At 35.3% G+C, this 19,413-nt stretch carries 17 protein-coding genes and 1 pseudogene; 13 read left to right on the top strand and 5 right to left on the bottom strand.

Annotation, left to right across the window (positions count from 1 at the left end; genetic code table 11):
- Position 1 precedes the first annotated feature (1 nt).
- Positions 2-808, top strand: a complete 807-nt coding sequence (gene cagF / locus HPB14_RS04135; RefSeq protein WP_000814257.1) for a type IV secretion system chaperone CagF — start codon at positions 2-4, stop codon at positions 806-808.
- 54 nt (positions 809-862) lie between these two features.
- Entirely contained in the window at positions 863-1,291 is a 429-nt protein-coding gene (gene cagG, locus HPB14_RS04130) for a cag pathogenicity island type IV secretion system translocation protein CagG (RefSeq protein ID WP_000855900.1), read from the top strand.
- Here the strand turns inward: cagG and HPB14_RS08415 are convergent, their stop codons facing one another.
- Positions 1,292-1,489: a hypothetical protein gene (locus HPB14_RS08415; RefSeq protein WP_000562356.1), complete on the bottom strand. Its 198-nt coding sequence runs from the start codon at positions 1,487-1,489 to the stop codon at positions 1,292-1,294.
- On the opposite strand from HPB14_RS08415, the gene HPB14_RS04120 reads away from it, so the two are divergent.
- Genes HPB14_RS04120 through cagL form a run of 3 tightly spaced genes read left to right on the top strand, consistent with a single transcriptional unit; the run spans position 1,476 to position 4,286 of the window.
- Positions 1,476-2,420 (top strand): hypothetical protein, encoded by a 945-nt coding sequence (locus HPB14_RS04120; RefSeq protein WP_001911541.1) that lies wholly within the window; start codon positions 1,476-1,478, stop codon positions 2,418-2,420. The two genes, HPB14_RS08415 and HPB14_RS04120, sit on opposite strands and share 14 nt — an antisense overlap.
- Positions 2,421-2,430: 10 nt before the next feature.
- Positions 2,431-3,576, top strand: coding sequence for a cag pathogenicity island type IV secretion system translocation protein CagI (cagI, locus tag HPB14_RS04115; RefSeq protein WP_014658484.1), 1,146 nt, complete (start codon positions 2,431-2,433; stop codon positions 3,574-3,576).
- Positions 3,573-4,286, top strand: coding sequence for a cag pathogenicity island VirB5 family T4SS-associated adhesin CagL (cagL, locus tag HPB14_RS04110; RefSeq protein ID WP_000855248.1), 714 nt, complete (start codon positions 3,573-3,575; stop codon positions 4,284-4,286). Before cagI ends, cagL begins: the two co-directional genes overlap by 4 nt.
- A gap of 80 nt (positions 4,287-4,366) precedes the next feature.
- On the opposite strand, the gene cagN is transcribed toward cagL, so the two are convergent.
- Positions 4,367-5,287: a cag pathogenicity island type IV secretion system protein CagN gene (cagN, locus tag HPB14_RS04105; RefSeq protein WP_000835532.1), complete on the bottom strand. Its 921-nt coding sequence runs from the start codon at positions 5,285-5,287 to the stop codon at positions 4,367-4,369.
- A 14-nt stretch (positions 5,288-5,301) separates the two neighbouring features.
- Positions 5,302-6,432: a type IV secretion system apparatus protein CagM gene (gene cagM / locus HPB14_RS04100; protein WP_000879921.1), complete on the bottom strand. Its 1,131-nt coding sequence runs from the start codon at positions 6,430-6,432 to the stop codon at positions 5,302-5,304.
- Positions 6,433-6,858: 426 nt separating this feature from the next.
- On the opposite strand from cagM, the gene cagP reads away from it, so the two are divergent.
- From cagP to cagS, 4 genes are all read left to right on the top strand, one after another.
- Positions 6,859-7,203, top strand: a complete 345-nt coding sequence (gene cagP, locus HPB14_RS04095) for a cag pathogenicity island protein CagP (protein WP_001958601.1) — start codon at positions 6,859-6,861, stop codon at positions 7,201-7,203.
- 310 nt (positions 7,204-7,513) lie between these two features.
- Positions 7,514-7,693: a hypothetical protein gene (locus HPB14_RS08410; protein ID WP_000466851.1), complete on the top strand. Its 180-nt coding sequence runs from the start codon at positions 7,514-7,516 to the stop codon at positions 7,691-7,693.
- Positions 7,630-8,010, top strand: coding sequence for a cag pathogenicity island type IV secretion system protein CagQ (gene cagQ / locus HPB14_RS04085; RefSeq protein WP_080011977.1), 381 nt, complete (start codon positions 7,630-7,632; stop codon positions 8,008-8,010). Before HPB14_RS08410 ends, cagQ begins: the two co-directional genes overlap by 64 nt.
- Before the next feature lie 439 nt (positions 8,011-8,449).
- The gene (cagS, locus tag HPB14_RS04080) at positions 8,450-9,049 is read left to right on the top strand and encodes a cag pathogenicity island protein CagS (RefSeq protein ID WP_000069539.1); all 600 of its coding nucleotides are present in this window, start codon (positions 8,450-8,452) and stop codon (positions 9,047-9,049) included.
- Between the two features lie 199 nt (positions 9,050-9,248).
- Here the strand turns inward: cagS and cagT are convergent, their stop codons facing one another.
- Positions 9,249-10,091, bottom strand: coding sequence for a type IV secretion system apparatus protein CagT (gene cagT, locus HPB14_RS04075; RefSeq protein ID WP_000776481.1), 843 nt, complete (start codon positions 10,089-10,091; stop codon positions 9,249-9,251).
- A 35-nt stretch (positions 10,092-10,126) separates the two neighbouring features.
- Complete coding sequence (gene cagU / locus HPB14_RS04070; protein ID WP_001000474.1) at positions 10,127-10,783, bottom strand: cag pathogenicity island translocation protein CagU; 657 nt, start codon at positions 10,781-10,783, stop codon at positions 10,127-10,129.
- A 379-nt stretch (positions 10,784-11,162) separates the two neighbouring features.
- On the opposite strand from cagU, the gene cagV reads away from it, so the two are divergent.
- The 4 genes and pseudogenes from cagV to HPB14_RS04050 all read left to right on the top strand — a co-directional run bounded on the left by cagV (position 11,163) and on the right by HPB14_RS04050 (position 19,335).
- Positions 11,163-11,921 (top strand): cag pathogenicity island type IV secretion system protein CagV, encoded by a 759-nt coding sequence (cagV, locus tag HPB14_RS04065; protein WP_000900801.1) that lies wholly within the window; start codon positions 11,163-11,165, stop codon positions 11,919-11,921.
- 4 nt (positions 11,922-11,925) lie between these two features.
- Entirely contained in the window at positions 11,926-13,533 is a 1,608-nt protein-coding gene (cagW, locus tag HPB14_RS04060; protein ID WP_014658483.1) for a cag pathogenicity island VirB6 family T4SS protein CagW, read from the top strand.
- A gap of 51 nt (positions 13,534-13,584) precedes the next feature.
- Positions 13,585-15,153 carry a type IV secretion system apparatus protein CagX gene (gene cagX / locus HPB14_RS04055; protein WP_000433965.1) on the top strand — a complete coding sequence of 523 codons (1,569 nt, stop codon included), beginning with the start codon at positions 13,585-13,587 and terminating at the stop codon, positions 15,151-15,153.
- 14 nt (positions 15,154-15,167) lie between these two features.
- Positions 15,168-19,335, top strand: a pseudogene (locus HPB14_RS04050) (TraB/TrbI/VirB10 family type IV secretion system protein).
- Positions 19,336-19,413 lie beyond the last annotated feature (78 nt).

The following is a 19,413-nucleotide window of genomic DNA, read 5'->3' as shown; positions in this document are numbered from 1 at the left end:
AATGAAACAAAGTTTGCGCGAACAAAAATTATTGAAAATTTTGGAAAATGATGTCTTGACGATTTTGGATAGTTTTTCTAATTACCTTTTTGAACTGAGAGAAGAATTGGATTTCATAGAAGAAGAAATGGAAGGTGAAATCACTGAACAAAACCTTACCGCTCTTTATGATTTTTCTAATTTCTTAGAAGACCATGTCAATGTATTTTATGAGAATGTTTTGAATATAGATGATGTCAAAACAGAACACCTTTATTCAGGTCTCATAGATAGTCTTAACGCTAATCTTCACTTTGTCAAGTCATTTCTCAGTAATCAGGATTTAGACTTCCGCTTTTTTAAAGAAATAAACGATGGGCAAGATCCCCAAAAAACATTATCAAGATTGATTCCTCTTCAAAGTGGGAAAAATGATGCAAGCTCGTTTAAAGCCAATAATTCTTTTGTTTCATTAGTTTATGTTTATGCTTACTTCATGCTAGAAACTATCAGGCAGTCGTATAGGATTCTCAGATTACTAGAAAAACCTATCAATAACAACATAAGCGAGGACATGCAGAGCGATATAGAGAATTTTTTTGTTCAAGCGAATTTTTTAGAATACTATGTTCAGAACAAAATATACCCAACCAATCATGCCTATGACTTCACGCATTTGATCATGGACTCCATTATTCCTAATTGGATTCAAACTGATATGAGCGTTGAAGCTAAAAAGAAAGAGCTTTTTGAAAAATATTTTCAAAACATTGATGAAGTAACAAACAAAATGCTCGATCAAGAAAATCAAAACAAAAACAGCGATTGAGTGGTGTTAATGCGCTAGAATAATGCTGAAAATAAGAATAAAGGAGTCAAAAGTATGAAAACGAACTTTTATAAAATTAAATTACTATTTGCTTGGTGTCTTATCATTGGCATGTTTAACGCTCCGCTTAACGCTGACCAAAACACGGATATAAAAGATATTAGTCCTGAAGATATGGCGCTAAATAGCGTGGGGCTTGTTTCTAGAGATCAACTAAAAATAGAGATCCCTAAAGAAACCCTAGAGCAAAAAGTGGCCGTACTCAATGACTATAATGATAAGAATGTTAATATCAAGTTTGACAACATAAGTTTAGGGAGTTTTCAACCTAATGATAATCTAGGTATCAATGCGATGTGGGGCATTCAAAATCTTCTCATGAGCCAAATGATGGGCGATTACGGTCCAAACAATCCTTTCATGTATGGCTATGCGCCAACATACTCAGATTCATCGTTTTTACCACCGATCTTAGGGTATTAACTAGGAGGGTATTAACATGGCAGGTACACAAGCTATATATGAATCATCTTCTGCAGGGTTCTTATCGGAAATTTCCTCAATCATCTCAAGCACAAGTGGTGTTGCAGGGCCATTTGCAGGAATAGTAGCGGGTGCTATGTCAGCAGCGATTATTCCTATTGTTGTGGGATTTACTAATCCGCAAATGACCGCTATCATGACCCAATACAATCAAAGCATCGCTGAAGCCGTAAGCATGCCTATGAAAGCCGCTAACCAACAATACAACCAATTGTATCAGGGTTTTAACGATCAAAGCATGGCTGTGGGGAACAATATCTTAAATATCAGCAAATTAACAGGGGAATTTAACGCGCAAGGCAACACGCAAGGCGCGCAAATTGGTGCTGTTAATAGTCAGATTGCAAGCATTTTAGCGAGTAACACTACCCCTAAAAATCCTAGCGCTATTGAAGCTTATGCGACGAATCAAATCGCTGTTCCTAGCGTGCCAACAACGGTTGAAATGATGAGCGGTATATTAGGCAATATTACAAGCGCAGCACCAAAATACGCCCTAGCTCTACAAGAGCAACTGCGTTCTCAAGCAAGCAACAGCTCAATGAATGATACAGCCGATTCCCTTGATAGCTGTACCGCTTTAGGCGCACTTGTTGGCTCATCAAAAGTGTTTTTCAGTTGCATGCAAATTTCTATGACGCCCATGAGCGTTTCTATGCCCACTGTTTATGCCAAATACCAAGCGTTAGCCACTAATGCCCTAACTTCAGGCACTAATCCTATGACCACTCCTGCATGCCCTATTGGGGACAAAGTTCTTGCTGTTTATTGCTATGCTGAAAAAGTAGCAGAAATTTTGAGAGAATACTATATAGAATTTGTGAAGAATAATACCAATTTGTTGCAGAACGCTTCTCAAATGATACTTAATCAATCAGGATTAGCTACTAGCACCTATGACACTCAAGCGATTTCTAACATAAGCTCGCTATATAATTACAATATAGTAGCGAATAAATCTTTTTTGAAATCGCATTTGACTTACCTTGATTACATCAAAGACAAGCTTAAGGGGCAAAAAGATAGCTACTTAACAGAAAGGGTGCAAACTAAAATAATCGTGAAGTGAGGAAAGAGATGTGAAATGTTTTTTAAACGTATTTTCTTTCTTGACTTTTTGTGGCTTGTCCTTGAATGGTGCAGAGGTAGTAATGACGCTTGAACCTGCCTTAAAAGCTATTCAGGCGGATGCACAAGCCAAACAAAAAACCGCTCAAGCCGAATTGAAAGCCATAGAAGCTCAATCTAGTGCCAAAGAAAAAGCCATTCAAGCGCAAATAGAGGGAGAATTGAGGACTCAGCTTGCAACCATGAGTGCTATGTTAAAAGGGGCTAATGGCGTTATTAATGGTGTCAATGGCATGACAGGGGGTTTTTTTGCAGGTTCAGACATCTTGCTTGGCGTCATGGAAGGGTATTCAAGCGCGCTTAGCGCATTGGGGGGGAATGTCAAAATGATCGTGGAAAAACAAAAAATTAACACCCAAACAGAAATCCAAAACATGCAAATCGCGCTCCAAAAAAATAACGAAATAATCAAGCTCAAAATGAACCAGCAAAACGCTCTCTTAGAAGCGTTAAAAAACAGCTTTGAACCGAGCGTTACCCTAAAAACACAAATGGAAATGCTTTCTCAAGCTCTAGGAAATTCTTCTAATAACGCTAAATACATCGCTTACAATACGATTGGTATCAAGGCGTTTGAAGAAACCTTAGAAGGTTTTGAAACATGGTTGAAAACAGCTATGCAAAAAGCGACCCTTATTGACTATAATTCCCTAACAGGTCAGGCTTTGTTTCAAAGCGCCATCTATGCGCCTGCTCTTAGTTTTTTTTCAAGCATGGGTGCACCATTTGGAATCATTGAAACATTTACTCTAGTACCTACAAAATGCCCCTATCTTGATGGGCTAAAAATTTCAGCATGCCTTATGGAACAGGTTATTCAGAATTACAGAATGATTGTAGCCCTTATTCAAAATAAACTGAGTGATGCAGATTTTCAAAATATCGCTTATTTGAATGGGATCAATGGAGAAATCAAAACCTTAAAAGGATCAGTAGATTTGAACGCGCTCATAGAAGTTGCGATCTTAAACGCAGAAAATCATTTAAACTATATAGAGAATCTTGAAAAAAAAGCCGACCTTTGGGAAGAACAACTGAAATTAGAAAGAGAAACGACAGCAAGAAACATTGCTAGCTCTAAAGTTATTGTCAAATGAAAACACTCGTGAAAAATACCATATTTTCTTTTTTGCTATTGTCTGTTTTGATTGCAGAAGATATAACAAGCGGCTTAAAGCAACTGGATAGCACCTACCAAGAGACCAACCAACAAGTGCTCAAAAACTTAGATGAGATTTTTTCAACCACTAGCCCTAGCGCTAATAATAAAATAGGTCAAGAAGATGCTCTAAACATCAAAAAAGTGGCCATGGCTTTGAGGGGAGATTTAGTGTTATTGAAAGCCAATTTTGAAGCGAATGAGTTATTTTTCATCTCAGAAGATGTGATTTTCAAGACTTATATGTCTAGCCCTGAACTTTTATTAACCTATATGAAAATCAATCCCTTAGACCAAAATACTGCTGAACAGCAATGCGGAATATCCGATAAAATTTTAGTTCTTTATTGTGAGGGGAAGCTGAAAATCGAGCAAGAAAAACAAAATATAAGAGAGCGTTTAGAAACTTCCCTAAAGGCGTATCAGAGCAACATTGGAGGTACAGCTTCTTTAATCACTGCTTCACAGACGCTTGTAGAAAGCCTAAAGAATAAAAATTTCATCAAAGGAATCAGAAAGCTTATGTTAGCTCACAACAAGGTCTTTTTAAATTATTTAGAGGAGTTGGACGCATTAGAAAGATCCCTAGAACAAAGCAAGCGACAATACCTACAAGAAAGGCAATCAAGTAAGATCATTGTCAAATGATTTTCTGAGATGACAAGCTATGATTTCTAATTTTTGGGATTTGTTTCTCTAGTTGTTTTTTGAGCTAATAATTTGGATCGCTATTTTTTTCCATGAGCGATACTTTGTTCTATTTGATTAATGACGCTATTGGGCAGTTCAGATTTAGAGCGATTGTTTGAGAATGTTGCATCTTTTGCTTCGTTTTCTTTTGTATCAGTAGCTCCAAACTCACTTGCATTTGTAGTATCTTGGTAGTTATTTTCTTGCTCCATTTCTTTTCTTCTCTTCTCACAAATAGCGCACGAAGCTATAAGAAAGGTTCTATTGTTGCTGTTATTAAGAGCGAGTTTTAAACCACTCAAGTGTTGTCTAGAAAACTTGTTATTTTCTGTCTCTATTTCTTGAATTTTTTCTAATAAGGGGGCAAGAATTTTTTGATCCTTGATGTCTTTGATCAAACACTTTCTTAACCCATCGTAATCGTTGCTTGAAATAATACACTCATTGATAATGATTTCAATTTCAGGCGTTCTCCACTCATTAGGCACAAGCGGAGCAGTAGGTTTTACAAAAGCTTCATTCACCTTATTGATCATCTCATCAAAGTTATCATCTTTATTAGATTTGGTTTCAGTGGAAGAATTGCCATTAGGGTTGTCATTCAAAGGGTTAGCGTTAGTTTCGTTTAATTCTTGCAATCCTCTGTGCTTAGCCGCTTTTTTTTGAACAGAAGAGTTGTTCTTTTTTTCAAACGCTTCAATATTCTTTTGAATTTGCTCTGCTCTTGCCCTATCATTTCGTAATTTTTCTCTCAAAGCGTTAGTGGCGAATTTTTTTTCCTCTTCTGTAACTTCTTCATCGTCATGTCTTTGATGGAATGTTTTGATTTTTTTAAAGCCTAAAGCCACTAATTCTTTGTATTCACTCGGCAATAATGCTGTATTGATAGCGTTTAAGCCCCCATAAACAACTAAAGAATAAAGAGCGACAGAACCTAGTTTTTTGAAGATGCTTTTCAAGAGTGTCTCCTTTCCTATTCAAAGGGGTTATTCTTGGCAACATTGTTTCGGTATGCAGAAACCACTGTTTTGAAGAAATTAAATATCTTGTAGTGTTCTTTTTGCATAGTTGTTTTGTCGCTCATCATAGGATCGCTATCTACGAAGATATTGTATTCATTAGTCTTTTTTAATATAGATTTTTTGGATTGGGTATCAAAATTGAAGCTGTCTAAAACCAACAAACACAATTTTTGTTTTTGAGCGAAACTCAATTTTTGGTTGGTGAAGTTTTTAGTCAGAGTATTCAATTCCACATCATCTTTGACATTTTTCAACAAGTTAGAAAAAGCCTCATAGCCCTTTAAGTATTTCTCATTAATCTTATCAATCGCCATGCTAAACGCCAAGCGTTCCGAGTTAAAAATAAGCGTGTTGGTAGCTTTTTGGGCAATATCTTTTGCTTTGGAGTCAAACTTGTTTCTTTCAAGCTGCAAGTAATAATCTATATTATCCAATTCTTTTCTGCTCAATAAATTAGAAATATTATTGGAATATTCTTCAATCGCTTGCTTGTAAGATAGAGCTAATCGGCTCGCTTTTTTGTTTTGCTCTTCATCTAAAGAAAACACACCCATTTGAAGCAAAGCCTGAGCCTTATCTTTAGTGGTAGCGGTAGTTTTTTTAAAAATACTGCTCGTTTTCACCTGGGGGTAGTAATAACTCAAACGCTCCTTATCTTCTTTGGTGAATGTTTCTTGGTTTAAAACATAGGCATAAGGGTTAGGAAGAAGTTTCTTATAAAGAGGGTTATCTTTTAAGGCTTGCTCTAGATCACCATAAGCCTTTGACTTAGCAGTAAGGATTTTACCTCTTGTCTCTTTCTCTAGAGCCTCTTTTTCTTTTTTGTATTTGTTTTCTAAATCTAAAAGGACTTTAGCTCTGTAATCCACAAGCTCTTTGATTTTTTGTTTTCTAAAAACCAAGTCTTCTAAGAAATCATGCGTATTGTTTAAGAGCTTCTTGCGAGCCTTAAGAGCGTCTTCTTTTGCAGCCACTTCTTCTTGTTCTTTTTTTATCTCGTTGAAAAATGAACCAAACTGCTCCACATTAGCCGACAAAACTCCAAACGCAACCAACGAGCTAAAAACGATTTTTGCAAGCATCTTATAGTTTTTGTAACCTTAAATTTTCAAAAAATATCAATATATTCTACCACAATTTCCACAAAACTATAGATTAAAATTTTTCCATGTCCAAAAGGTAAGTAAAATCTAGGTCTTATAGTGTTATGTTTTGCTTGCTCATATGCGACTTGTTGGTATTTTTTAAGTTTCTCTTAAGGTTATTTTTATACAATGGACTTGTGTTTTTTGGATAGAAACTCCTTTATTCCTTGATAGGTGTTTTCTATTCTTTGTTTGACATTAAATAAACAAATCGTTGGTTTGTGTTATATCACATGTTAGTATCAGCATAGTAGAGTATTCTTTGGGATTTTGAGCTAGATTAAGGTGGTTTTGTAAAATACTTATTATTTCCTATGCTCCTTTATAGGTTCACCGCCTTGAACTAGTTCTTTCAAAACCAAAATGAAACGACCGATTAGCAAATTAAAACAAAACTTTTTACAATTCAAACATTCTTTCAACAAACATTTAGATAAGTACAGCCTTTATTATAGGCTGTTCAATATCAGCTCTATCGTTATAGGTTTTTTAATAGCGCTTTTTTCTTATGGGGCAGGGGTGATTTTAGTTTATCCAATATTATTCTTGTTTGCTCTTATAATAAAACCTAGCTTTTTTTATTACACTACTTATCTTTTGTTACTCGTTTCTCTCAGCATAATAAGCAAATACTATCTCTTAAGCCACGCAAATTTCACAATGAAGCTAATCATACTTATGACTCAATGGCAAAATTGGTTCTTATGATTCGTTCAAAAATTTCTCAAGACTTGATTTAGAGAAATTTCTTTATTTCCAAACATTAGCATAAAACCTTACTGACTAAAAACTAAAATCTTTTTAAGCGCATACACAAAGCTAGCTTATTTGAAAAAACCAATCTATTTTTGGTATTCAAATCCTAAAACCCCATGATTTTAAATTTAAGTGAGCGTTTTTTAAAAATAATTCTGCATCTAGTGTGTTAGTAATTTGTTTTTGATATGGTGGTGGTTTTCCAAATTAATATTGATAAAAATTTGCTATAATTAGGAGATAAAAACAAAAAGGATATGGCTTGTTTGGTGGCAAAATATTTGATTTGTTTGCGATTGGTGGCTACTTATCGCTTGATCTCATGAGTAATCTTAGATTCAAGAATTTTCTTAGTAGCTTTAGGTATGCTATTGTGAAATGCTTCCTACTAAAACACGCATTAGAGATCCGAACAAGCAAGAACTTACACAACCAAAAATAAAAGGACTGATCATGGGAAAAATTTTAGCTTCTTTGTTGGGTGGCGGAACAAATCTTTTTACAGGTTTATCCAGTGATTTGTTTTCTATGATATTAAATTTTTTGTTCTTTCTGATGTTAATGATGGGACTTAATGAAGCATTAGGGAAAAAATTTAACTTGCCTGTGGACAATATCAAGAATTTTATGGCAGAAGTGCTGAAGAATGGATTCGATAGTATCAAAAACATGGGATCTGCTTTGGTTGGTAATGGTTTTGGTAGCAGCAAATCAAACAAAACCACTAATAAAATGAGTGTCTCTCAAGTAAGACTCTAGTGGTGTATTAACTATCTAAAGGTGAAATTTTTTCATCTTTCACGCAAAGCTTTGTTTGATCAACAAGGCAATAGATTACTAGCTGAACATTATGATTTTATTACTTAAGACTCCTTTTTGAAAATGAGTTATCTTAACTCTTTATTTTAGTTGTAACGCATTTTTACAACTGATCTTGCTTTTTAAAAATAATTATAATATTAAAACTTTTTAAATCGGTTTTTAGGGCTATTTATGAAAGCGTTTTTTGTAGGTTTTGAAAAATAGATATAAGAGTGATTGAAACAATATTTTATGGTTAAAAAAATAGTTTTTTGCTCTTTGAATTATGACCGCTCTGAAATTTTCACGCAACAGATATTGTATAATTTCAATATAAACTTTTACGATCTGAACAATCTAAAGAGAAACCAAATCCATTGAAGGGATCAAGAGCGATATGAGTAATAACATGCGAAAACTCTTCTTAATGATTGCCAACTCAAAAGATAAGAAAGAAAAACTTATTGAGAGTTTGCAGGAGAACGAACTTTTAAACACTGATGAAAAAAAGAAAATCATAGATCAAATAAAAACCATGCATGATTTTTTCAAACAGATGCATACAAACAAGGGAGCGTTAGATAAGGTTCTAAGAAATTACATGAAAGATTATCGCGCTGTTATCAAAAGCATTGGTGTTGATAAGTTTAAAAAGGTTTATCGATTGCTTGAGAGTGAGACTATGGAGCTGTTGCATGCGATTGCAGAGAATCCTAATTTCTTATTCTCTAAATTTGATCGATCAATTCTTGGAATATTTCTGCCTTTCTTCAGTAAGCCCATCATGTTCAAGATGAGTATTAGAGAAATGGACTCGCAAATAGAATTGTATGATACTAAGCTCCCACTATTGAAATTGTTTGTGATGACAGATGAAGAAGTGAATTTCTATGCTAATCTAAAAACCATTGAACAATATAACGACTATGTTAGGGATTTGCTGATGAAATTTGATCTTGAAAAATACATGGAAGAAAAAGGAGTGCAAAACGCTTGATATGGAAAACGAACAAAAAATCTCGGTGTAACTAACAAAATTCAGTTTGAAAAATATTTGTCTTGGGCAGAGACAGAATTAAAAAATGATGAGTGCTTTAAAAAGATTACCTAATTGATCGCCTTACTTATCAAGTAAAGCTAACGCCCGTTGGCGTTTCTCTCTACCCTTAGAAAAATCTACTCTCCTTTTCTTTCAATCACTTACCACTGAGCAAACTTCTGATTTGATTGCGTAAGTATTCATTCTCTCTTTCTTCTTGTAGCTTCTCCCTAACTTCTTCCTCTTTGGCTTGCATGTTCAAGTTGCCATTCTTAAAAATCTCAGAACTAATCACATTCTGCCTCATTTGATAACCTGCACGATTACTCAAGGTTTCTAAAATTTCTCGTTGGTTATTTTTCCTAGTGGTATATTCTTGTTCCTTGTCTTGCAAGAGAGTTTTGTAATACTGATTGATTTTTTCCAGCTGAGCTTTTTCTCTTGCCACTTCATTGATCACTTGCTTGTTGTTTGCTCCACTCACATCATAGCCATGCAAGTTTTTTGTGTTAGCTCCTAGCATTGGCTGACTCCCTTGCAACACATCAAAGGTCTGTGGTTTTTCTTTGCTGTTAGGATTATCATTGTAGTTACTCGCTATCATCACCACACCCTTTTGATTCAAAGTAGGCTGCAAATAAAAATCAATGTCAGATCTTGCTCCGTTAGCTTGGAAGTAATTCTTGTATTGAAGGATCTTATTAGCATCGCCTATGAGCGTAATCTTTTTAGAATGATGAACAAGTTTGAAAGTTAGTACAACTTGTTTATTATCCAACAAATAGTCCTTGTAATTTGGCAACTTCACTTGCACCATGAATGGTGTGTCTTTGAGCTTGTCATTTAAGGGGATCTCACTATACTTTTCTATCAGTTCATTATACACAGGCGTATAAACATGGTTCTTTTGTTTCACCACTTTTTTCGCATAGTTACTGCATGCACTTAAAGTTAAGCACAGAATTGTCGTACCGATTAAAACACTTGCTCTCAGTTTCATTATTGTTTCTCCTTATTGCTCTCGTTTCATTAGTTTCATTCTGTACCGCCTTGTTTCTTTGAAGTGAAAAGACCATTGATAAAATTTTTTATACCAATAACCTTAATAACTTTATAAATCAAATAGCCCATACCTATGAAGCAAATGTTTTTCAAAACAAAGAGCACCTTGTCGTTAATGCTACCAATTCCTAAGATATATAGTTCATAAATAGATCTAATTGTTTCTAATCCAAAAAACAAAACCGCACCCACACCAAAGGCATAGTAAAAATACTGAAGTTTTAGTTTTGTTTTTAGACTTTCCACTAGCTCCATGTTTTTGCTAGTTCTTAAAAATACAAAATAGATTGCAAACAAAACAAATATCCCACCCATACATAATCCTAACAGATGCTCTAGTCCCCCTATATATCCTAAGAATGAATGAGCATATGCTTCCATTATTCTTTGTTTGGCTTGTCCTATCTGCATCAGAAGTTCATACCTTTTTTCTTGCGGTAGCTTTTCTATTTCTATTAGGATATTTTTCAACTCTTCTTGATTCTTTAAAGCTTCGTGAAATCTTTGCTCCCCTAGACTCCCTTTAGGATATAATGAGTCTAGCAAATTTAAGAGATCATTGCTCTGTGAGTTGCTAGGTGGTGGGGCGTTCAGCGGATTGGTTCCATGATGTTCTGTTGTATCGTTCATGAAGCTCCTTTCAAGAATTAAATTGAGAACTTATTTTGATATTATACCATTCTCTCTATGAGTTGCGATTGTCTTATCTCTTTGAATTAGGCGCTTCTAAAATTTCATTACTGATTACGACTGCTTACTCATCGCTCTTACTTTTTGAGTTGCATCGTGTTTTATCTTGCTTTTTGTTTGAAGCAATTCGCTGCTTACATTGATTATCAAGGAATCTTTGTTCAATGCCTTATCCAAAAAGGTTTTTGTTAAAGGTTTTTCAAATATATATTTTTACAGAAATTTTGCTATAATTAGGATTATTTTAAGGAGTTTTTAATGAAACAATCTCTCAAATTTTACAACCAACAAACCAATAACTAAACAATAAAGCTGTCGCATGTTAGGGAAAAAAAACGAGGAAGTCTTGGTTGATGAAAATTTGGTTGGGGGTGTGATAGCCCTTGATAGATTGGCAAAACTCAATAAGGCCAATAGGACTTTCAAAAGGGCTTTTTATCTCTCTATGGCACTCAATGTCGCCGCTGTAACGAGTATTGTGATGATGATGCCTTTGAAGAAAACGGATATATTTGTTTATGGCATTGATCGATACACAGGAGAATTTAAAATTGTCAAACGCTCCGATGCTAGGCAAATTGTCAATTCTGAAGCTGTTGTGGATAGCGCAACTTCAAAATTTGTCTCATTGCTGTTTGGTTATAGTAAAAATTCTTTGAGGGATCGCAAGGATCAACTAATGCAATATTGCGATGTGAGTTTTCAAACCCAAGCAATGAGAATGTTCAATGAAAATATCAGACAATTCGTGGATAAAGTCCGAGCAGAAGCTATCATTAGCTCTAACATACAAAGAGAAAAAGTCAAAAATAGTCCCTTAACGAGATTAACATTTTTCATTACCATCAAAATCACACCTGATACGATGGAAAATTATGAATATATTACTAAAAAACAAGTAACTATTTATTATGATTTTGCTAGAGGTAACTCTTCTCAAGAAAATCTTATCATCAATCCTTTTGGCTTCAAAGTGTTTGACATTCAAATCACGGATTTACAAAACGAACAGACAGTAAGCGAAATTTTGAGAAAGATTAAAGAAGTGGAAGCGAAAAATAAGACATTAGAGAAATAAGAGCATGTTCAATATCAAAAGGACTTTTTTAACAACGATCATGAGTTTTTTCCTCATTGTTCCTAATTGGTTGAAAGCTATTGATTTGCCCATTGTTTCAAATCTCAAAATTTACCAAACAGTTTATTGCATGCTGATACCGAGTTATGTTTTAACCAACAAAAGTTTTGCAGATATTTTGACAGGCTATACATCTATTGGTGCATCAGGGAGTGGAAAGAGTTCAGGGCAGGGTGTGATCGAAGCGCTTAGCACACCATTAGCCACAAGTTTAGCCGCTAGCAATCTGGTGAAATATTTGAACACTTTAGGTCCTTTATGGGGATCGGCGTGGGCAAGTGTTGCTACAGCTATACAAGGTTTTGCTCTAACGCCATCAAGTGGCTGTAATTTTGGTTGGAACGCATTGATAAATAAAAACATAGACGTATCCATGGATAGCGTGCTAGACAATTTGAGCAACAAGATTCAGAATTTTACCAAAGGCGGTGTTGAAGACAATGTGAAAGGCAATATTCTTTTACAAATAATTGGCTCAATAACCGCTCAAGCTTCTACGAATATTACAGCTGATGGTTTAATTTGGCTGATTGGTAAAGAATTCACTGCAAATAAACTGCAAAACAACACTACAGCCATGCTTGCTTTTGCCGCATTAGAATCTGTTGTCAAAGGAGCGGACGCTGCTGTTCTTCCTGCATATGGTGTAGTCAATCTGCCTGATATTATCATAGGGCAAGGGTCATATCTTGATTTTGTTTCTTACCTGATTTATATTGTTTTTGGGATTTTTGTTTTTATTTCTTTTATGAAATTGAGAGATATTTCAAGTAACATTCAGATTAACATAGGTTTTGAATACATGCGATTTGTTGGGGGGACATTATTCAAAATGGCGATGGTCTCTTTTATCGCCTATGCAGGTTTTGGTTATCTTTATAAAATCTCTTATTCTATTTATTTTGGTTTAGCAGGCGCTTTTGGGCTGAATCAAGTTCTTTTTTGGGCTTTAGATTTAGTGCTGAATTACACTGTTAATTCAATTTTACCTGCGGTAAGAGCTGTTTTTTCTAATGTTGGCAACAACGCTCCTAGTTTGTTACAAGGCTTGCAAGTGGCAGGTATTTCTTTATTCGCCATTTTCATGCAAGTAACTATCATTATGAGAATAAGCACTGTGGTTGTGAAACCTTTGATAGCTGGGGCTTTTAGCGGTATTGTGTTCCCTATTGCGGTATGTTTGATCGTGCTAGATTGGTTCAAAGATTCTATGAAAAACATATTGATATGGTTTATTAATAATTTGTTTATCCTAGTTCTAGCTATTCCTATTTTGCTCTTTGGTGTTTTGGCATTATTGGCTTTCAATTTGACCATAACGCCCTCTGTTGCTATACAGAACATCAATCAAGGGGGACTAGGTATCGATTCAACTATTGCGAGTCTTATCACTTTATTTATTTTAAAGGGTTTCATAGAGACGATTATTGAGAGTGTCAATGCGATCGTTAATACCATTTTCAGCTCTGTTTCTATGGATGGTAGCAGGATGGATAGAGAAAGAGATGCCTTAATGATAGGAAGAGTTGGTGGATCTATGTTTAAAGGCTAGCCGCTATATTCTTGTGTTAAAATTACAAATATTTTTTAAGGGGAATTGTTGATGGAGCAGGCATTTTTTAAAAAAATTGTTGGCTGTTTCTGTCTTGGTTATTTATTTTTATCTAGCGTAATAGAAGCAGCAGCACTTGACATTAAAAATTTTAATCGTGGCAGGGTGAAAGTGGTGAATAAGAAGATTGCTTATTTGGGAGATGAAAAACCTATCACGATTTGGACTTCATTAGACAATGTTACTGTGATTCAACTTGAAAAAGATGAAACTATTTCTTACATCACAACAGGTTTCAATAAAGGTTGGAGTATTGTGCCTAATTCTAATCATATATTCATTCAACCTAAATCGGTAAAAAGTAATCTCATGTTTGAAAAAGAAGCAGTGAATTTTGCCCTAATGACAAGAGATTACCAAGAATTTTTAAAAACAAAAAAACTTATCGTAGATGCGCCTGACCCTAAAGAATTAGAAGAACAAAAAAAAGCTCTAGAAAAAGAAAAAGAAGCTAAAGAACAGGCGCAAAAGGCACAAAAAGATAAAAGAGAAAAAAGAAAAGAAGAGCGTGCAAAAAATAGAGCCAATTTAGAAAATCTCACTAACGCTATGAGTAACCCACAAAATTTGAGCAATAACAAAAATCTTAGCGAATTGATCAAGCAACAACGAGAAAATGAATTAGACCAAATGGAACGACTAGAGGACATGCAAGAGCAGGCTCAAGCTAACGCGCTCAAACAAATTGAAGAACTCAACAAGAAACAAGCTGAAGAGACAATCAAGCAAAGAGCCAAGGATAAAATTAGTATTAAGACAGATAAATCTCAAAAAAGCCCCGAGGATAATTCCATAGAATTATCTCCTAGCGATAGCGCTTGGAGGACTAATCTTGTTGTGCGGACTAATAAAGCCTTGTATCAATTTATTTTGAGGATAGCTCAAAAAGACAATTTTGCTTCAGCGTATCTAACGGTCAAATTGGAATACCCACAAAGACACGAAGTTTCTAGCGTTATTGAAGAGGAATTAAAAAAGAGAGAAGAAGCAAAGAGGCAGAGAGAATTGATCAAGCAAGAAAATCTCAACACCACAGCCTACATCAATAGAGTAATGATGGCGAGCAATGAACAGATTATCAACAAAGAAAAAATAAGAGAAGAAAAACAAAAAATTATCTTAGATCAAGCAAAGGCGCTAGAGACTCAATATGTGCATAATGCATTAAAAAGAAACCCTGTGCCTAGAAACTACAATTACTACCAAGCGCCTGAAAAACGCTCTAAACATATTATGCCCTCTGAAATTTTTGATGATGGCACATTCACTTATTTTGGTTTCAAAAACATCACTCTCCAACCTGCTATTTTTGTGGTTCAACCTGATGGGAAATTGAGCATGACTGATGCTGCCATTGATCCTAACATGACCAATTCAGGATTGAGATGGTATAGAGTTAATGAAATTGCAGAAAAGTTTAAGCTCATTAAAGACAAAGCCCTTGTAACAGTAATCAATAAAGGCTATGGGAAAAATCCATTGACAAAAAATTACAATATCAAAAATTATGGTGAATTGGAGCGTGTGATTAAAAAGCTCCCTCTTGTCAGAGATAAATAAAAAGGCGTTAAGACATGAATGAAGAAAACGATAAACTTGAAACTTCTAAAAAAACCCAACAACATTCACCCCAAGATCTATCTAATGAAGAAGCGACAGAAGTCAATCATTTTGAAGATCTTTTAAAAGAAGAAGGCTCAGACAATCATCTTGACAACCCCACAGAAACTAAAACCCATTTTGATGAAGACAAGCTAGAAGAAACCCAAACTCAAATGGATTCTGGAGGTAATGAAACTTCAGAATCTAGCAATGGCAGTCTGGCAGACAAGTTATTCAAGAAAGCCAGAAAATTAGTTGATAATAAAAGACCTTTCACTCAGCAAAAGAATTTAGATGAAGAAACCCAAGAACTGAACGAAGAAGACGATCAAGAAAATAATGAGTATCAAGAAGAAACTCAAACGGGCTTGATTGATGATGAAACTTCTAAAAAAGCCCAACAAGATTCACCCCAAGATTTATCCAATGAAGAAGCAACAGAGTTCAATCATTTTGAAGATCTTTTAAAAGAATCCAAAGAAAGCTCAGATCATTATCTTGACAACCCCACAGAAACTCAAACCAATTTTGATGGATACAAGTCAGAAGAAATAACTAACGACTCTAACGATCAAGAGATTATCAAAGGAAGCAAAAAGAAATATATTATTGGTGGCATTGTAGTCGCTGTTCTTATCGTGATTATTTTATTTTCTAGAAGCATTTTTCACTACTTTATACCTTTGGAAGATAAAAGCTCTCGTTTTAGCAAAGACAGGAATCTTTATGTCAATGATGAAATCCAAATAAGGCAAGAGTATAACCGATTGCTGAAAGAACGGAATGAAAAAGGCAATATGATCGATAAGAATCTTTTCTTCAATGACGATCCCAATAGAACCTTATACAACTATTTGAATATTGCAGAAATTGAGGACAAAAACCCATTGAGAGCCTTTTATGAGTGTATTAGTAATGGTGGCAACTATGAAGAATGTTTGAAGCTTATCAAAGACAAAAAACTTCAAGATCAAATGAAAAAAACTCTAGAGGCTTATAATGACTGCATCAAAAATGCCAAAACTGAAGAAGAAAGGATCAAGTGTTTAGATTTAATCAAAGATGAAAACCTGAAAAAAAGCTTACTGAACCAACAAAAAGTTCAAGTGGCTCTAGATTGTTTGAAAAACGCTAAAACCGATGAAGAACGGAAAGAGTGCCTAAAACTCATAAATGACCCTGAGATTAGAGAGAAATTCCGTAAGGAATTAGAGCTTCAAAAAGAGCTTCAAGAGTATAAGGATTGTATCAAAAACGCCAAAACAGAAGCTGAGAAAAACGAATGCTTGAAAGGCTTGTCTAAAGAAGCTATAGAAAGATTGAAACAACAAGCGCTAGATTGTCTGAAAAACGCTAAAACCGATGAAGAACGAAACGAGTGCTTGAAAAATATTCCCCAAGACTTGCAAAAAGAACTACTAGCTGATATGAGCGTCAAGGCTTACAAAGACTGCGTTTCAAGAGCTAGGAATGAAAAAGAGAAACAAGAATGCGAGAAATTACTCACTCCTGAAGCGAAAAAAAAGTTAGAACAACAGGTTCTAGATTGTCTGAAAAACGCTAAAACCGATGAAGAACGAAAAAAGTGTTTTGAAAGATCTCCCTAAAGACTTACAAAGCGATATTTTAGCTAAAGAGAGCCTGAAAGCTTATAAAGACTGCGTATCAAGAGCCAGGAATGAAAAAGAGAAACAAGAATGCGAAAAATTGCTCACACCTGAAGCGAAAAAACTTTTAGAAGAAGAAGCCAAAAAGAGCGTTAAGGCTTATTTGGATTGCGTATCTCAAGCCAAAAACGAAGCTGAGAAAAAAGAATGTGAGAAATTGCTCACCCCTGAAGCGAAAAAAAAGTTAGAAGAAGCTAAAAAAAGCGTTAAGGCTTATTTGGATTGCGTATCTCAAGCCAAAACTGAAGCTGAAAAACAAGAATGTGAGAAATTACTCACCCCTGAAGCGAAAAAACTATTAGAGAATCAAGCGCTAGATTGTTTGAAAAACGCTAAAACCGATGAAGAACGGAAAGAATGTTTGAAAGATCTCCCTAAAGACTTACAGAAAAAGGTTTTAGCCAAAGAGAGCGTTAGGGTTTATTTGGATTGCGTATCAAAGGCCAAAAACGAAGCTGAAAGAAAAGAGTGTGAGAAATTACTCACGCCTGAAGCGAGAAAACTTTTAGAAGAAGCTAAAAAAAGCGTTAAGGCTTATTTGGATTGCGTATCTCAAGCCAAAACCGAAGCTGAGAAAAAAGAATGCGAAAAATTACTCACGCCTGAAGCGAAAAAACTTTTAGAGCAACAAGCGCTAGATTGTTTGAAAAACGCTAAAACCGAAGCTGATAAAAAAAGGTGTGTCAAAGATCTCCCTAAAGACTTGCAGAAAAAGGTTTTAGCCAAAGAGAGCGTTAAGGCTTATTTGGACTGCGTTTCAAGAGCTAGGAATGAAAAAGAGAAACAGGAATGCGAAAAATTACTCACCCCTGAAGCGAGAAAGTTCTTAGCGAAAGAACTCCAACAAAAAGATAAAGCGATCAAAGATTGCTTGAAAAACGCCGATCCTAACGACAGAACGGCTATCATGAAGTGTTTGGATGGTTTGAGCGATGAAGAGAAGCTCAAATACCTGCAAGAAGCTAGAGAAAAGGCTGTTGCGGATTGTTTGGCTATGGCTAAAACCGATGAAGAAAAAAGGAAATGCCAAAACCTTTATAGCGATTTGATCCAAGAAATCCAAAATAAAAGGACACAAAACAAACAAAATCAATTGAGTAAAACAGAAAGGTTGCATCAAGCAAGCGAGTGCTTGGATAACTTAGATGACCCTACTGATCAAGAGGCCATAGAGCAATGTTTAGAAGGCTTGAGCGATAGTGAAAGGGCACTAATTCTAGGAATCAAACGACAAGCTGATGAAGTGGATCGGATTTATAGCGATCTAAGAAGCCGCAAAACCTTTGATAACATGGCGGCTAAAGGTTATCCATTGTTACCAATGGATTTCAAAAATGGCGGCGATATTGCCACTATTAACGCCACTAATGTTGATGCGGACAAAATAGCTAGCGATAATCCTATTTATGCTTCCATAGAGCCTGATATTACCAAGCAATACGAAACAGAAAAAACCATTAAGGATAAGAATTTAGAAGCTAAATTGGCTAAGGCTTTAGGTGGTAATAAAAAAGATGACGATAAAGAAAAAAGTGAAAAATCCACAGCAAAAGCTAAAGCAGAAAGCAATAAGATAGACAAAGATGTCGCAGAAACTGCCAAGAATATCAGTGAAATCGCTCTTAAGAACAAAAAAGAAAAGAGTGGGGAATTTGTAGATGAAAATGGTAATCCCATTGATGACAAAAATAAAGCAGAAAAACAAGATGAAACAAGCCCTGTCAAACAAGCCTTTATAGGCAAGAGTGATCCCACATTTGTTTTAGCACAATACACTCCCATTGAAATCACTCTGACTTCTAAAGTAGATGCTACTCTCACGGGTATAGTGAGTGGGGTTGTAGCCAAAGATGTATGGAACATGAACGGCACTATGATCTTATTAGACAAAGGCACTAAGGTGTATGGGAATTATCAAAGCGTGAAAGGTGGCACGCCTATTATGACACGCTTAATGATAGTCTTTACTAAAGCCATTACGCCTGATGGGGTGATAATACCTCTAGCAAACGCTCAAGCAGCAGGCATGTTGGGTGAAGCAGGGGTAGATGGCTATGTGAATAATCACTTCATGAAGCGCATAGGCTTTGCTGTGATAGCAAGCGTGGTTAATAGTTTCTTGCAAACCGCGCCTATCATAGCCCTAGATAAACTCATAGGCCTTGGCAAAGGCAGAAGTGAAAGGACACCTGAGTTTAATTACGCTTTGGGTCAAGCTATCAATGGCAGTATGCAAAGTTCAGCTCAGATGTCTAATCAAATTCTAGGGCAACTGATGAATATCCCCCCAAGTTTTTACAAAAACGAGGGCGATAGTATTAAGATTCTCACAATGGACGATATTGATTTTAGTGGCGTGTATGATGTTAAAATTACCAACAAATCTGTGGTAGATGAAATCATCAAACAAAGCACCAAAACTTTGTCTAGAGAACATGAAGAAATCACCACAAGCCCCAAAGGTGGCAATTAATTCAAGAGAAAGGATAAAATATATTCATGTTACTAAACTCGGTTCTTTACAAAATAAAAGACAAGACCAACAACAGGC

Source organism: Helicobacter pylori HUP-B14 (assembly GCF_000259235.1).
GTDB classification, from domain to species: Bacteria; Campylobacterota; Campylobacteria; order Campylobacterales; family Helicobacteraceae; genus Helicobacter; species Helicobacter pylori_CU.
This window is presented reverse-complemented; position numbering and strand designations above follow the sequence as displayed.